Genomic DNA, 14,329 nt, shown 5'->3' on the forward strand with positions numbered 1-14,329 from the left:
GGTAGGATTCGCGCTACGTGGAAGTATAGCCAGAATCGCCTAGTAGAACAACAAAGAGCCCCAGACTTCGCGATTCACCCTCAGAAGCCAATCGGCGCGCTCGAGGTCCGTCGAAGACAAGAGAATCCACATATCGTCTCCGTGTTTGACGTAGAAGGCGACGGCGGAGCGCACATCACCGTCCGGCGTCGGCATTCTCCAGCGTTGGTAGAGGGCGCTTCGGCCGTCGGCAAGCTCCAAGGCTTGCTGCTGGATCATGGTGCCTCCCTGGGCCCCCATCGAATCGTTCATCACGTTCACATTGGCCACGAACTTGTCCGCACCGTAGCGCATCACGTGCATGTTGATTTTGGAGTCCGAGTTCGCGTCGTAGAATTCGGCGGTGGTGGTCAGCGACTCCTCCCAATAATCAGCGGGCACCGAGCTGTGCAAGTACCAGCCGGGCGGCAGAACCAGCGAGACGCCCTTTCCCGAGTCGTGGCGCGCGTCGTCTTGCTCGGTCACAAGTGGGTTTCCGCGCATGAGCTCTGAGATTCCTGGATCGGCTTCGCGTGCGCCCCGCGTGAGAACGAGCTGTGGTTTTCCCGCGAGCGTGGGCGTTTGAGTGCGGCCCGGTACGTGCCGGAGCTGGTCACGGGTCCAGGCGATGGCTTCGTTTGCGCTCAGCGCGCCGTCACCGTCATCCGCCCAGCCGCGCATGGCCCCGAGCAGAAGATAGCTAAACGCAGGGCGCTCAGCGTTGGGCAGGGCGCCCGCAAATTCAGTCGCTTGTGCGGCGGAGAGTACCGTCACGTTCGCAGCAACGCTGGCTGCTACCACCGGCACCACGGGTTGTGTGCCTTTGGCGAGCTGTGCGCCGCTTGAGTCGCGACCACTAAAACACGCGTCGAGCACCATCACAACCTCTGCGTTGGAGGCGGCGAGCGCGGCGGTAATCTCGTTTTGTGGGGCACTTCGTGTGTTTAAGGAGTCCGGCGTTTGTTGGGCGTCCATGCCCACCAAGAGGCCCTCGCCGGCTGCCGAAGGTGCGCCGTGTCCTACGAACACGAACCATACGCGCGAGCCCGGCCCTGCTTGTTGAGCGGCCCTTTGCGCGAACTTGAGGACTTCCTCGCGTGAGGCGTCCTGATTGTAGAGCGTGTAGATTTGGTTGATGCCGAGGTTCGACTTGAGAAAGGTCTTCCAGTCTTCGGCGTTCTGCACAGCGCCCGGGACATCTGGCAAGAAGGTGTAGTCCTCGATGGCCACCAGCACCGCGACATCCCGCGAGCTCTCCTCAAGACTCGCTCCGGCCGCAACATCCGGCCATTGTAGCGTGCCAGTGCGCGTCTCCAAGGTCGTGCCACGCTGTGGATTTGTGCCGCAGGCCGCCAGGAGCAGAAGTGTGCCTAAGATTGGGGTTTTGAATTGAGTTGGGTTCATGGAATTCGCCTCGGTATATTCAGTCACACACGCGTACTTCAAAATGGCAGAGAATATTCAGATTTTTTTCGTTTTTTTCAGAGGAAATTGTTTTTGAGTTGCTGTAGGAAGGCGCCACAAATGGAGGAAAAGATGAAAATTATTGGATTGTTGGCGCTCTCGCTTTTGATTGTTGGATGTGGACCTAAGAACGACACTACGCCGGACCCTGAGCCGGAGCCGTCGGACGCAGAGACCTTGTGTTGGGACACGTCGGGTGCGTGGGTAGATGGCGCGTGTGATTGTGTTCAAGACGGTCAGTCGTGGAACCACGTCTTTGACCCCGAGACCGGATGTGGTGCCCCAACCTCGGCCGAAGAATTGTGCTGGAACACGGGCGGGGCGTGGGAATCTGGCGTGTGTGAATGCGCTCAAGATGGCGCAACGCTCTACCACGTCTTTGATCCCGTGGATGGTTGCGTTCAGGGCGACATGACGGCCATCGAGAATCTCTGCTGGAATACCGGTGGTGCGTGGGTCAACGGCGCGTGTGAGTGCGCTCAGGATGGCGCCACCTTGAATCATGTCTTCGATTTGAGTGTAGGTTGCAGGGCCCTTGCACCGAACTAGTCGGGCCGCAAGAAAAAGAAGGGGCGTCGCCAGTGGCGACGCCCGCATTCCACCTCCCCTAAGTCGTGCAAACTTGGCCCTCATGGGGCGGCATCGAAGTGGGTCAGCGGACTCATAACTCTCCTTGACATAAGCGGTAAACACAAGTCCCCTAGTAGGGTAGTATTTGACTTTGCGGCGTTTTCTCAATGTCCCTCTCTATTCGCAGCACAGACCCAAGAGACCTGGTTGAAATGGTCAAACTGGTTCCGCCCTTTGTTTTTGCGGAGGTGGACCGCACGTCTGTGGTCGAGCTTTGGAGGCGCTGGCTAGACGAAGAAATCGCCTCATCGCGCGTGATTACGCGGCGCGACGCGGGCGGGGAGTTTCTCGAGGGCTTCGGGATGACTGTGTTCTTGAAACACGACTTCGTCGAATCGTATCTGGAGGCGCCGCAGGCCTTCTTGGCGGCTCAGATTTATGAGCGAGAGCTGGCGGGAAATTCCGTGGTGATGAGTCGCCAAGAGATTGCAGCCGCCAACTGGGATGCAGGTCTTTATCTCTTTGTGCTCCATTACGCCCAACGCGCGGCAGCCCCGGAATCTTCGGACTTCGAAGAAGTGCTGACCGTTGCTCATACTGGGTTCCGCGAAAGCACCGAGGGCTACGATCTGCTTGCACTCTGGCAGGAGGCGTTCCTTGACGAAGAGGCCGCATTCTTGGGCTCTGGAGGCATGCGGGTATGTTTTGATTTTGGGGAGTTTGAGCGAGCCGGCGTGAATTTGCACGGGCGCTTGATGGGGCTAACACGCGCGCAGGCGCTCTCTGAGCCGCCGGGCTCCACGGTCTCGTTCGCGTTTCGAACACCTCCACCTGAGATTGGATTTACGCCAGGACAGCAGCGAGTGCTGGAGATAGCGTTACGCGGCGAGTCAGATATCGAAATTGCCTCGGAACTTTCGGTTTCGCGAGACGCGATCAAACAAATGTGGCGCGCAATCTACGAACGCGTGGAAAAAAGCGGAGCCAAGGGCCTACTCGCCGAGGACTACACAAACCATCGTCGTCGCCGAGCCTTGCTCGAATACTTGAGGAATCATCCAGAGGAGCTTCGGCCCTTGAAGCGCTAGATTTTCCCAGCCCATTTTACGAGGACGGAGACATCGTCCACGGCGGACAACTTCCAGTCCCCGATGCGCTCAAATCCAGCATCAACGATTTCGCCGAGGCTTTTGCCTTCTTCAGTTGGGATCTCCAATGAGTAGAACGTCTTGAGAGCCTCAACGCGAACATGGCGCCCAAATACAATGGGCAAATCCGCTGGTAAGATTGCGTCTTCCGCGCTCGCCCCCGCAAAGAGGCGGTCCATATAAGGCCTGACGCCTCGGTCCTGCACCACAAACGCATAGTCGCCCACCTCCAAGACTGAGCTTCCCTTTGGCGCAATCGCGTGTTTTTCCCGCGCAATCAGGGCCACGAGGCATTCCTGTGGCAGAGCCAACTCGGATAGTTTTCGGCCCGCAGCCGGCGAATCCTTGCTGATGAAGTACTCTACGATCTCGGCGTTGACGTGTTGTAGCGCGCTGATCTCCAGGGTGGCATGAGGTTCTGGACGCATGGATTCGTTCAGCCCCAGAGCCTTGGCCACCGAAGGCAAAGACCAACCCTGAGTCATGGCTGAGACGAGCACCACGAAGAAGACTAGATTGAAGATCTCGCGGCCGTGTTCGACCTCGAACATGAGTGGGAAGGTGGCTAGCATAATGGGGACGGCGCCCTTGAGCCCCGTCCAAGAAAGAAGGACCAACTCCCGGAACTTGAAGCCGAAGAACCCCAGAGTGGCAAAGACCGAAATCGGCCTGGCTACGAGGATCAAGACAGCCGCGATCGCTAAGCCTGGCGCCGTCATCCCCAACATGGTGGACGGGAAAACCAGCAACCCTAGCAAGGTGAACATCACGATTTGGCCGGTCCACGCCACGCCATCATGGAAGAGATAGATACCTCGCCGGAAGACCACGTCTTTGTTGCCCACCACGATTCCCGTCAGATAGATGGCGAGGAATCCGCTACCGCCCAGATTTGCGGCGAGTCCGAACGAGAGCAAGCCTATCGCGCCGGCGAGCACTGGGTAGAGCCCTGCTGCGTCGAGGTTGACGCGGTTGATGAAACGCGCGCCTGCCTTGCCCATGCCTACCCCTACGAGCGCGCCTACACCCATCTGAGACACGAAGAGAAGGGCGAGTGAACCCCAGTCTGGCGCGCCCGCTCGGATGATTTCGATGCAGCCAATCGTGAGGAAGATGGCCATCGGGTCGTTGGAGCCGCTCTCGAGCTCAAGCGTGGACCCAAGTCGCGGTCTGAGCCGCAATCCTTGGCCTTTTAGAATGCCAAAAACAGCGGCAGCATCGGTGGAGGAAATGATGCTGCCGAGCAGGAGTCCGTAGAGGATGGGCCAGTCCATGAGCCAGGCGGCAAAGGCGCCTGTGATACCGGCGGTGCCTAGCACGCCAGCGGTCGCGAGCATTCCTGCGGGTTTCCAGGCGAGTTTGACGGAGTCGAGTCCTGTTCTCAGACCGCCGTCAAAGAGGATGACGGCTAGTGCCACCGTGCCAACGGCGTGGGCCATCTTGAAGTCGTCGAACTTGATGCCGCCGATGCCGTCTGAGCCAGCCAACATGCCGATGAGCAGGAAAAGCACGAGGCCCGGCACGCCGACTTTGGTGGAAATCTTCGAGGACCAAATTCCGAAAAAAAGCAGGACCCCAACCAGGAGGAGCACAAAGTCTATGATGAACAAGGATGACTCTCTCTAGACGCGAAGGCACTTGTACTACGTGCTAGGGCTCAACGCACTGAGGGTCTGCCTTTACACATTGATTGATCGACTCGTTGCAGACTCTCGCGCAGAAGACGCCCTGGATGTCGCAACTTCTTGGCGATCCCGTGCACGACCCGTTAGTACATGAGTCGTTCACCGTACAGAACTGACCGTCGCTACAAGGCGTGCCGTTGTCGTCATTGCTCGTTACACATGCACCGGTGCTCGGATTGCACGCCGCCGACCTACACTGGCCGGGATCCGAACATAGGACCGGATTTGCTCCTACACACGAACCACTCTGGCAAGTATCCGACTGTGTACAGGCGTTTCCGTCATTACACGGCGAGCCGTTCGGGTCGTTCTGTACGCCGCACTGCCCCGTAGAGGTATTGCAAACTCCGGTCTGACATTGGTCACCCTGAGGGCAAACGCGCGGCGCGCCGGAAACACAGGAGCCGCTGCTGTTGCAGGTGTCATTCAACGTGCATGGGTTTCCGTCCGAACAGGAGGTGCCGCTCTGTTCATTGCTGGTCACACAAGCCCCAGTGCTCGGGTTACATGCGGCAGTGCGGCATTCGCCAGGGTCCGAGCACGTAACCGGGTTTGCGCCAACACACGTGCCCGATTGACATGTGTCCGCCTGAGTACATGCGTTTCCATCGTTACACGAACTTCCGTTGGAGCGATTGGACTCAACGCACGCGCCCGTAGAGGGATTACACGACGACGTACGGCACTGATTAGAGCTCGTGCACGTCTTCGCGTCACCACCGCACACTCCCGCGCTACACGTATCGTTTTCGGTGCAGAGGTTACCGTCATCGCACGAGGTTCCACTTACGCGATTGCTCCAGCTTGTGGTGGATAAGCCAGGTCGGCAGGCCTGACATTCGTTGGCAGGATTGACGGCACCATCGGCATAGCACGTGCCGCCGATATTGCATGGGCATCCGCATACGTTGGCAGTGCTCTGGCCACAAACTTCGCCACCTGAGCACGAACCACAATTCGACACGACACGCGCATTGCCACAATTATCTGTGCCGCTGTACGTGCCACAATCTTTGCCGTTACGTGCGCAGAATTCTGCGTTCGTCTCGGGTGTACAGCCGCACACATTGGCTATGCCCGGATCGCCGCCGCCGCATGTTTCCCCGTTCGCGCACACACCGCAATCAATTGGACGCGTCTCCCCGCAATTATCAGTGATGTCTAAAGTCCCACAATTCAGTCCACGCATTTCGCAGATGTCCTGAGGCGCATCCGGAACACACGGCATATCCGCTTCCATATCTGGCGTGGCCATATCGTTGTTCATGTCCTCGCCAGAGTCCGGCACGTCCATATCGTTGAAGTCCGGTGTGCTCATGTCCACCACAGGCATGTCTGGAGTGCTCATATCCGGCGTACTCATGTCGGGGTCGGGCGTCTCCATATCCCCGGACATATCCGTTGGCCCCATGTCTTCGCCCGAGACCGTGCCGTCAATATCGGCGCAGATCTTACCGCCGAAAAGCACTCCGCCGGACTCTACACAAGTCTGGTTTGGTCCACATTCCTTCGCGGTCGCGCATTCGTCTTCCACACACGATGACGCCAGCAGAATGGTCCAAAGCGCGGTGATATAAATAATGTTTTTCATAACGAGATTCTCGCAAAATCAGGAAGGAGATTCAATTCATTCCACGCCGACGATACGCGCTCCACTCAGGTCTAGCAGGAGTCCGAACGAGAAATGAGCTTCCTGTCCATCGACGAGTTGGTCAATATCAGGCTTGAAGACCGTGTTGAAGAGGGGACATGGTGGAAGATTATTGCAAGAGGAGTCCGTGTCACAGGAGTTGGTTTCGGACCCTTCACATACGTAGATCGAGGATTGTTGGTTCCATGTCACCCACGGGCCTTCGAGCCCCAGACATGCGCAATCGGTGGCCACGTACTCAGAAAACGCCTCGGCGACGCTCTCGGCGGAGACCAAGCCGCCGATCTTCAACTTCGCGTCCACACCCGACTCAAGTTCACCCGGATTGAGCAGTTCGCCGTCAAGCCTGGCGCTCTCGGCGCGCAACTTGAGCTCTACCTCATCCAGCAAAAGTACTAGGTCGAACGCGCCGTCCTCAGCCGTCAATTGGTTCCCGTTCACGTGCACAATCGGAAAGTAAGAGAGGGGATGAGTCCCTTCGTCCAACGCAGCTTGAGCGATCTCAATATTCGGAAGCCGCATGGCTTCATTTCGGGCGAGGCGCGATTGCCAGACATTGAGTCTGTAAGCCGTAGCATCTGTCACCAACCCATCGTGTTCAAACCCCATCACCCACGTGCCTCGGTCTATCGCGGCGTTGATGGATTCATTGACCCCGAACGCTATCTCTTGGAAGCCATTGTCGAGATTGGAATCACCGTCAAAGTCGAAACAACACGAGTTATCGTCGATGAGTTCAAAGTGTGTCACGTAGGATGCAGAACCCCACTCAAAAGTCTGGGCATCCTCAGTACATCGTGCCGGTTGCGGATTGTCTGTACAGGTCAGAAAGTCCGACGGGTCAATGGGTTCCGCCACTGGCATGTCGGCGTCAATCTCCATATCTTGGAGGTCTGCCATATCAGGGGCCATGTCCACGATTTCGGGCGGCATATCAGGTAGAGATTGGTCAGGCGCTGCATCCGTCTCGGCCGCCATATCGGGTTCCGGAGTAACCTTGACGCTCAAGTTCACGCACGATTTGCCACCAAAGAGCAGTCCCCCGGAATCCACACAGGCCTCGCCGAATTCGGCGCAGTCTTCCGAGGTCGTACACTCGTCGCCGGCACACGAACTTGCGCCTCCCAAAACCAGAATCAGTCCCATTAGCATTGCGATTTTCATTCGTTGAGTATGTCCGAACAATCGCGCGCATTCAAGCAGATCTACGTATCCCGATGGGTACATCAGACCCCGGTCAACTCTACCCGTGGGGTTCTTGGTCACCGGTCCAGTTTCGCGCGAGAAGGTTGATGTAGGTGTGTGTAAGTCATTGTGTTCCGGTGTGTTGCGCGCCGATTGGTCCACATTCGCCGGCTTGGCACGCAATCTGCTCTAAGTAGAACCGACGCCAGCATAGGAGCCGACATGAACCGCCAAACCTACTTAGCACTCATCTTCATCGCCACAACCTTCGGACTAGGAAATGATTGTAAGGCTCCAGCGCTCATGACTCCAGCCAATGCCGGCGAGTTCGACCCGAACCAGCATGGCGGCCCCGCTGATAATTTTGGGCAGCCTGGGCAAAACGGAACGCAGCAGCCTGGAAACGGCGGCACCCAAGGTGGCACGCAGGACGGCACCACGTCGGCGGCTCCGGCAGGCACAGCCTGCCAACACATGGGCGAATGCGGCGGCGGAATGGCGTGTGTCTCTGGCGTTTGTGAGACGGAGTCTGTGCTCGTCGTGTCCATGACCTGGGAGGCGAACACTGACCTCGACCTCCACCTGATTCAGCCAAACGGCGAAGAAGTCTACTACCGCAACCGAGAAACCCGTGACGGCGCAAGGTTCGCTCAGGATGCATGCATCGCTGACCGTTGCGAGCCAGGCACCGAGCGCCGCGAAATCATCCGCTACAACGCATTTGCACCGGGCGGAGAATACCGCGTCTTCGCAGTGAACTACGACGGCCAAGAAGCCGCGACCGCCACCGTAGAAGTCATTTACGAAGGCCAGACCGAGACCTTCACCTTGAACCTTGGCGCACAAGCTGGCGAGGAATCTCAGGAAATCACCTTCGACGTCGCCATGATGGACGCCCCGTGCACCGTCAACGTTGCAGGCTACGGCGAAGTGGACCTTGAGAACGACTACATCCCGAACGTCATCGCCTGCGAGAACGGCAACGCACCCCCAGAAGCCTTGAAAGCTGCCGCAATCATGGCGCGCGGATTCGCCTACTACAAGACGAAGATCGAGGGCAAAACCGTGCTTCAAAACTCCGAAGCAGACCAGGTCTACCGATGTTCATACCGCCCGAATGGCGCAGGCCCCGAGCACTACGCCGCGGCACGCGCAACCACCGGCCAGCACCCTCGATGGCGCGGACATATCATCGCCCCGTTCTACGTGGCTGGTAACGTGCCACCGAGCCCGAACGCCGCGGATCCCGTCAACTCGTGCAAAGGAACCGGCGGCTCCAATGGCGTAGGGACCGAGGGTCTCGTCACCTACAACTACGGCAAGTTCGACTGTGATATCGAGATGTCAGACCAGGGCTGGGTCACAAACCCATGCACCCGCAACCCGCACAACCGCGGCACCGCCTCACAAAACGGCCAAGCATGTCTTGCAAACTTCGGTTGGGCAGCGCCAGAGCTTCTCGAGTACTACTACGGCGCTGATGTCGAGATGAGCACCGCCGACTTCTGCGCGAACTAAAGTCCCCGCCGTAGACAATTCCTGACTTTCCGGCGTATCTTTCAGCGGTGTTAAACCGCCCCATCACACAGCTCGGCCTTCTCCTCCTGGCGATTGTCCTCATCTACCTGCCCACGCTTGGGTATGGCCACCTTCCAACCTGGGACGACACGAACTTCGTGGTCTGGCGGCCCGAGATTCTGGACTGGTGGGGGAGTACGTGGACGGAACGCCTCTTAAACCCCAATATCGGCTACCCGATCCCCATCCCAACTGCACTCTACGCGGCGTTGCGCGCTATCTTTGGTGAGCACGGCTACTATGGGATTTTGCACGGGCTGCACGTTGGCTTTCATCTCATCAACACCGCTTTGGTCTTCGCGCTCGTCCGCGCGCTACGCTCCGCGCTCAGTCGCGAGGAGGCAGACCTCAGGCCTGCACTACCCATACTCATCGCGGCCGTGTGGGCGCTCCATCCGGTGCTCGTCGAGAGTGTGGCCTGGCTCACAAACACCAAAAATCTCCTCTCCAATATGGCTATTTTGGCGGCGCTGAACCTTCAGTTTCGGCTCCCAAAATTCGGACTGCTCAAAGCCTTGCCGTTCCTAGTACTCCTCTACGTCTTAGCTATCGGCTCAAGGCCCGATGGCGCGATTCTGCCTTTCATTCTGGGGTTTGCGGCGCTTCTAACTCAGCCTCAGATTACTTCCACACTTAAGAAGTGGTTCGCGGCGCTCTGCGCACTTGGCGCGGTCTCTCTGCCCTACGTCTACTGGGCCAGCTCCACGCACGCGGGCGTGGCGGAACGCAAAGCTCCAATGATGGGAGGCGTGTCCGAAGTCCTCTTTAGAATCGGGCGTGCACTTGAATTCTCGGCGCTGAACATCGCGTTCCCCGTGGAATTGCACCCGAGCTACTTCTACCACGGCGACGAGACGCTCGTTCGTGGGCTTCCAGGCCTTTTTATCGGCGTACTTTTGGTGGGCGGCTTTGCACTTCTCTGGCGCAAGAATCAGGCGTGGAGCAGGTTTGCCGCCTTTGGCCTGGGGCTAGGATTGGCATCTTATGTGCCGTATTCGAATCTGGTTTTCTTGCCGCGTTTGGCTGCCGATACCTACCTCTACATGCCCACGTTAGGCGTGATGATTTTCCTCGGTGGTGCGCTCTCGATGCCGCGTATTGGCAGGCGCCTGGTGCCGATTATGGCGGGACTGGTGCTGGTCTACACGCTCTTGAGCGCAAATCAGGTGCGCCGCTGGGAGAATGCGGTCACGCTCTGGGAGCCTGTGATCGAGTTTGAGCCTACGCTGGACAGGTCCTATCGGCATATCGCGTTTCATCATCTGGGCAATCAGGACTGGAAAGCCGCGCTCGACGTGGTGGAGCGGGGCTTGCCACATTTTCGGCGAGAAAGAGATATCCCTTGGTACGTGCTGGTGATTTACCGGGAGACCAAAGGGCCTTTGGCTGCGGCTGAAATCGGGATGGAGGCTCGGCTTGAAAATGATGTGGTGGCTGCGGAGCTACATAAGGCTTTTGTGGAAACGCTGCTCATTGGCAAGATTCCGCCGCCTCCAGACCCTGCCCTCAAGGCCGTGATTCGCGAGAGTATGGAGTTCTATCTCACCCGTGAAGACTGGCTGCAGAATCCGTCGGCTCGACCTGCCGTCGAGGCGTATCTCCCGTCAACCCAGCCCTGAGCGACAAAAAATCTACCCAAAATCATCGGTCGTCCGTAGAACCTTTTGCGGGACGTCTGTGATACGGATACCGAATGGAGATTAAGGACAACCCGCAACTTCTGAAGCGCTTTAAAGAAGGCGACAAGGAAGTCCTGACCGAGCTCTACCGCGCACATGTCGCGGCGGTCTCGGAGCTTCTGCGACGAGGGTTCTCGTTTCGCAGCGGCACAGAGTTTGTGAGGTTTTCCGGGTTCTCGGCACCTCACCAACTCCAGGAGATGGTGCAAGATACGTTCATTCGAGCTTTCCGCCAGCAATCGCGCGAAGCCTATGACGGAAAGCGGCCCTTCAGGCCCTTCTTGATCACCATCTCCAAGAACCTCGTGATCGACGGATTTCGGCGCGAGGTCGTAGAAAAGCGGCTCTTCGTCCCTATGGGGCGACTGGTCGGAGAGGGCGAAAGCCCAGAAGATGCGGCGTCCAGAATGCACGGCAACGAGCCGGCACTGACGCCCGAGGAAGAAACGATTCGTACGCAGCTCAGAGAGGTTCTGGCTGCGTTTTTGGAGACGCTTGATGGAGTTGAACGCCAAATTGTGGACGAGCACCTGCTCGGAGAACTCTCGCAGCGCGACATGGCCGAGGCACTCGGCGTGGACCGCAACGAGCTCCGGCGCCGTCTCAAAGGCATTCGCGAAAGACTCCTCAGACATCTCAAAGCGAGCGGATTTATCTCGGACATGGACCCGAGCGAACTCCTGCAATCCCTCATGGTGTTCTCGTGGCTGAAATGAGCGACCGCCAATGGCTCGAGGCCACCTTTACGGACCCGGAAGAAGCGGGGCAGGGCAGGCGTGCGCTTGGCCAAGATTCCAAGGCATATTACGACTCCCTCGCGCTCGCCGCGCGCCTTGGTAAACATGACGTCTCGGAGTTCGAGGAAGCCGCCACCGAAGCCCTATTCTTAGGTGCGCTGGACGAGATGCTTGCCGAAGAAGCTCCTCCCGCTAAGAAATCCTGGGTCCCACAGCTCGCGCTCGTAGCCGGCGCTCTCATTGCTGGTGGTGCACTGGTCTGGGGTCTAAACTCCGGAGTTTTCCAGGCCGATGACGGCTTCCAAGCTCGTGGGATTCACGTTCCAGCCGAAGAATACGGCCAAACGCGGGTCCTCCCATTTTGCGCCCGAGCCATCGCCGATGAGATCCAGTTCATCACCCCCGACCAGGGCCCGTGTCTGCTCTCAGACGAGCTCAAACTCGCCTACACATCGGACGATGCGCGTCTGAAGTACGGGCATTTCTTAGGGGTACACGAATCCGGCGAGCTCTATTGGTATGGACCAAGTCCAGCGGCACCGGGTTCGTTGAAAGTAGAGCGAGCCCCACAAACGCCTGTTCCGGTCGGCGAATCCATCAAACTCGGTGTGAATCATAAGGCAGGCACCATTTTTGTGATGGGTGTCTTCGCTGAGCGAGAGATGGAAATGGGCGAGCTTGAGTCGTGGGCCAAGGCCCAGCTCGGCGCGTTGCAGCAGGGGCATACCCCAAGATTGGACCGAGCCCGGGTGTCTGTGGCAGAATTGAAAGTGGAGGCCGAATGAGAAAGTTACTTGCCACCTTGGTGGGAGCCGCCGCTTTGACCCTTTGCGTGAATGCCTCGGCTGAGACACGAACCTACGCTCTGATCGTAGCCAATAACGGGAGCGTGGACGAGAACGTGGAGCCGCTCAGGTACGCCGACGACGACGGCGCACGATTTTTCGAAATCTTTAGTGATTATGCGGATGAGGCGCACCTTCTGACTACGCTCGACGCGGAGTCTCAGCGCACCTTTCCAAAGGTCGTGGCGCATACCACGCCGCCCACGTTGAAGAACGTCAAAGCTCAAGTAAAGAGCCTGGCTGAAAAGATCGCCGCCGATAAAGAGGCAGGTATTCGCTCTGAGGTCTATCTGGTCTTCACGGGCCACGGCAACGTGGACTCCAATGGCGAGGGCTATCTGTCCATGGCGGACGGAAAGCTCGAGCGCTCGGAGCTCATGAGGGATGTGATCCGCCCGCTGGACGCGAGCTTTACGCACGTGATCATCGACGCCTGCCACGCCTACTTTATGGTGAAATCTCGCGGAGGTTGGGAAGACGATCGGTCTGGGCGAACGCTCGATTCCGAGCTTCAGGCGTTTTTGCGCGACGGAAAGGCCACCTCCAATATGCCGACTGTGGGCCTGATCTTGAGCACGGCAGGAGCACAGGAAGTCCATGAATGGAGCGAGTTTGGAGCTGGTGTATTCAGTCACCAACTGCGATCTGGGCTCCTCGGAGCCGCAGATGCGGACGGTGACTCGCGCGTGACCTATCAGGAGTTGGAGGCTTATTTGGTGGCTGCGAACGCTGCGGTGACCAATCCGAAAGCCAAGATCAAAGTCTTTGTGGAGGCGCCTAAGCAGGACCGCAATACAGCGTTGGCAAATCTGGATAAATTCAGCGGTGGCCGCCTGGCCTTGGATGCGCCGGGCGAACGCCTCTGGATCGAGGATTCTCGCGGGGTTCGATACGCCGACGTCAACCCGGGCCCTGGGCTTGCAGGCGAGCTTCGGCTCTTGAGTCCCGGAACGTATTACGCGCGAACTCGCACCAAATTGGCGCGACTCAACACTTCTGAGAGTACAACGCTCGCCCAGCTCACATGGGAAGTCGCCCCAAATCAGGCGCGCTCGGCGGTGGGCGAAGCGTTTAGAGAGCAGCTCTTTGCCACGCCGTTTGGGCCGGCATTTGTGGCTGGTTTTAGCGCGGGACGCGAGGCCTCGACCTCTAGTAGCGTTCAGCTCCGGTCCGAGTCGGCTTGGAATACCGAGTTGAACGTGCACTATGCCCTCGGTTCGGCCATCCTCGATGCGCCAGGCTTTGAGCACCAACTCAGCCTGAGTGTTGGCGGCACACATGAGGCAGGCTGGCGTCTGGCGGGTTTCACCGAGTACGGGCTCTCCACAGACGGGTCCAATTTTGGGCATCGCGCGGCGCTCGGATTCGAGGGCGGTTGGCGAGCCATGTTCGGGGATTTCTCGCTCGGACTTGCCGGCCGGATCGGCCCTCAGTTTGTGGTGCGCGATCAGCCCGAACTGAGTTCGGACCCCCTTGGGCTCCGAGTGGCTGGTCATCTGAACCTCGGCTGGAGAGTTTCTGAGTCCTTTGCGCCGTTTGCTCTTCTCGGCTACGGGCTAAACGTTGTGACCACAACTAGCCGAGACGAAACCACCGAGAATCTAGATGCATCTCTATTCGCTGGCCTCGGCATTCGCTGGTAGCGCTGTCTAATTTCGCTTGTATACGCTTAGTATTGGTGTTAAAGGCACGCGCGAATTGCGGCCACATGGGCACGGTTCGCTAACGCATTGGGCATCGTAATTTCATAAGATGCCTCTAAGAAGAGG

Annotated in this window: 11 protein-coding genes; 7 read left to right on the forward strand and 4 right to left on the reverse strand. The window is 58.1% G+C overall.

What is annotated here, in order from left to right:
* Positions 1-39 precede the first annotated feature (39 nt).
* Positions 40-1,422 (reverse strand): caspase family protein, encoded by a 1,383-nt coding sequence (locus tag FRD01_RS19190; RefSeq protein WP_146962552.1) that lies wholly within the window; start codon positions 1,420-1,422, stop codon positions 40-42.
* Positions 1,423-1,554: 132 nt separating this feature from the next.
* Between FRD01_RS19190 and FRD01_RS19195 the strand changes: the two genes are divergently transcribed.
* Positions 1,555-2,031: a hypothetical protein gene (locus FRD01_RS19195; RefSeq protein WP_146962553.1), complete on the forward strand. Its 477-nt coding sequence runs from the start codon at positions 1,555-1,557 to the stop codon at positions 2,029-2,031.
* Between the two features lie 188 nt (positions 2,032-2,219).
* Positions 2,220-3,140: a helix-turn-helix transcriptional regulator gene (locus FRD01_RS19200; RefSeq protein ID WP_146962554.1), complete on the forward strand. Its 921-nt coding sequence runs from the start codon at positions 2,220-2,222 to the stop codon at positions 3,138-3,140.
* Here the strand turns inward: FRD01_RS19200 and FRD01_RS19205 are convergent.
* Genes FRD01_RS19205 through FRD01_RS19215 form a run of 3 tightly spaced genes read right to left on the reverse strand, consistent with a single transcriptional unit; the run spans position 3,137 to position 7,700 of the window.
* Positions 3,137-4,810 (reverse strand): potassium/proton antiporter, encoded by a 1,674-nt coding sequence (locus FRD01_RS19205; RefSeq protein WP_146962555.1) that lies wholly within the window; start codon positions 4,808-4,810, stop codon positions 3,137-3,139. The two genes, FRD01_RS19200 and FRD01_RS19205, sit on opposite strands and share 4 nt — an antisense overlap.
* 40 nt (positions 4,811-4,850) lie before the next feature.
* On the reverse strand, positions 4,851-6,476 hold the full coding sequence (locus FRD01_RS19210; RefSeq protein WP_146962556.1) for a hypothetical protein: 1,626 nt from the start codon (positions 6,474-6,476) through the stop codon (positions 4,851-4,853).
* Between the two features lie 36 nt (positions 6,477-6,512).
* On the reverse strand, positions 6,513-7,700 hold the full coding sequence (locus FRD01_RS19215; RefSeq protein WP_146962557.1) for a hypothetical protein: 1,188 nt from the start codon (positions 7,698-7,700) through the stop codon (positions 6,513-6,515).
* Between the two features lie 243 nt (positions 7,701-7,943).
* Here FRD01_RS19215 and FRD01_RS19220 point away from each other — a divergent pair, with 243 nt between their 5' ends.
* The 5 genes from FRD01_RS19220 (at position 7,944) to FRD01_RS19240 (ending at position 14,203) form a co-directional block, all read left to right on the forward strand.
* Positions 7,944-9,239, forward strand: coding sequence for a DUF2135 domain-containing protein (locus FRD01_RS19220; RefSeq protein ID WP_146962558.1), 1,296 nt, complete (start codon positions 7,944-7,946; stop codon positions 9,237-9,239).
* A gap of 47 nt (positions 9,240-9,286) precedes the next feature.
* Positions 9,287-10,918, forward strand: a complete 1,632-nt coding sequence (locus FRD01_RS19225; RefSeq protein WP_146962559.1) for a glycosyltransferase family protein — start codon at positions 9,287-9,289, stop codon at positions 10,916-10,918.
* A gap of 74 nt (positions 10,919-10,992) precedes the next feature.
* The gene (locus tag FRD01_RS19230) at positions 10,993-11,694 is read left to right on the forward strand and encodes an RNA polymerase sigma factor (RefSeq protein WP_146962560.1); all 702 of its coding nucleotides are present in this window, start codon (positions 10,993-10,995) and stop codon (positions 11,692-11,694) included.
* A complete protein-coding gene (locus FRD01_RS19235) occupies positions 11,682-12,500 on the forward strand; it encodes a hypothetical protein (RefSeq protein WP_146962561.1) in 819 nt (272 codons plus the stop codon). Before FRD01_RS19230 ends, FRD01_RS19235 begins: the two co-directional genes overlap by 13 nt.
* Positions 12,497-14,203: a caspase family protein gene (locus FRD01_RS19240; RefSeq protein ID WP_146962562.1), complete on the forward strand. Its 1,707-nt coding sequence runs from the start codon at positions 12,497-12,499 to the stop codon at positions 14,201-14,203. The genes FRD01_RS19235 and FRD01_RS19240 overlap by 4 nt, the downstream gene beginning before the upstream one ends.
* Positions 14,204-14,329 lie beyond the last annotated feature (126 nt).

This window comes from Microvenator marinus (assembly GCF_007993755.1).
GTDB classification, from domain to species: Bacteria; Myxococcota_A; Bradymonadia; order Bradymonadales; family Bradymonadaceae; genus Allomicrovenator; species Allomicrovenator marinus.

Excerpts from the sequence above, each read along its gene's own strand:
- FRD01_RS19215 (WP_146962557.1), bottom strand. The coding sequence starts at position 7,700 with ATGAAAATCGCAATGCTAATGGGACTGATTCTGGTTTTGGGAGGCGCA.
- FRD01_RS19240 (WP_146962562.1), top strand. The coding sequence starts at position 12,497 with ATGAGAAAGTTACTTGCCACCTTGGTGGGAGCCGCCGCTTTGACCCTT.
- FRD01_RS19195 (WP_146962553.1), top strand. The coding sequence starts at position 1,555 with ATGAAAATTATTGGATTGTTGGCGCTCTCGCTTTTGATTGTTGGATGT.
- FRD01_RS19220 (WP_146962558.1), top strand. The coding sequence starts at position 7,944 with ATGAACCGCCAAACCTACTTAGCACTCATCTTCATCGCCACAACCTTC.
- FRD01_RS19200 (WP_146962554.1), top strand. The coding sequence starts at position 2,220 with ATGTCCCTCTCTATTCGCAGCACAGACCCAAGAGACCTGGTTGAAATG.
- FRD01_RS19230 (WP_146962560.1), top strand. The coding sequence starts at position 10,993 with ATGGAGATTAAGGACAACCCGCAACTTCTGAAGCGCTTTAAAGAAGGC.
- FRD01_RS19210 (WP_146962556.1), bottom strand. The coding sequence starts at position 6,476 with ATGAAAAACATTATTTATATCACCGCGCTTTGGACCATTCTGCTGGCG.
- FRD01_RS19190 (WP_146962552.1), bottom strand. The coding sequence starts at position 1,422 with ATGAACCCAACTCAATTCAAAACCCCAATCTTAGGCACACTTCTGCTC.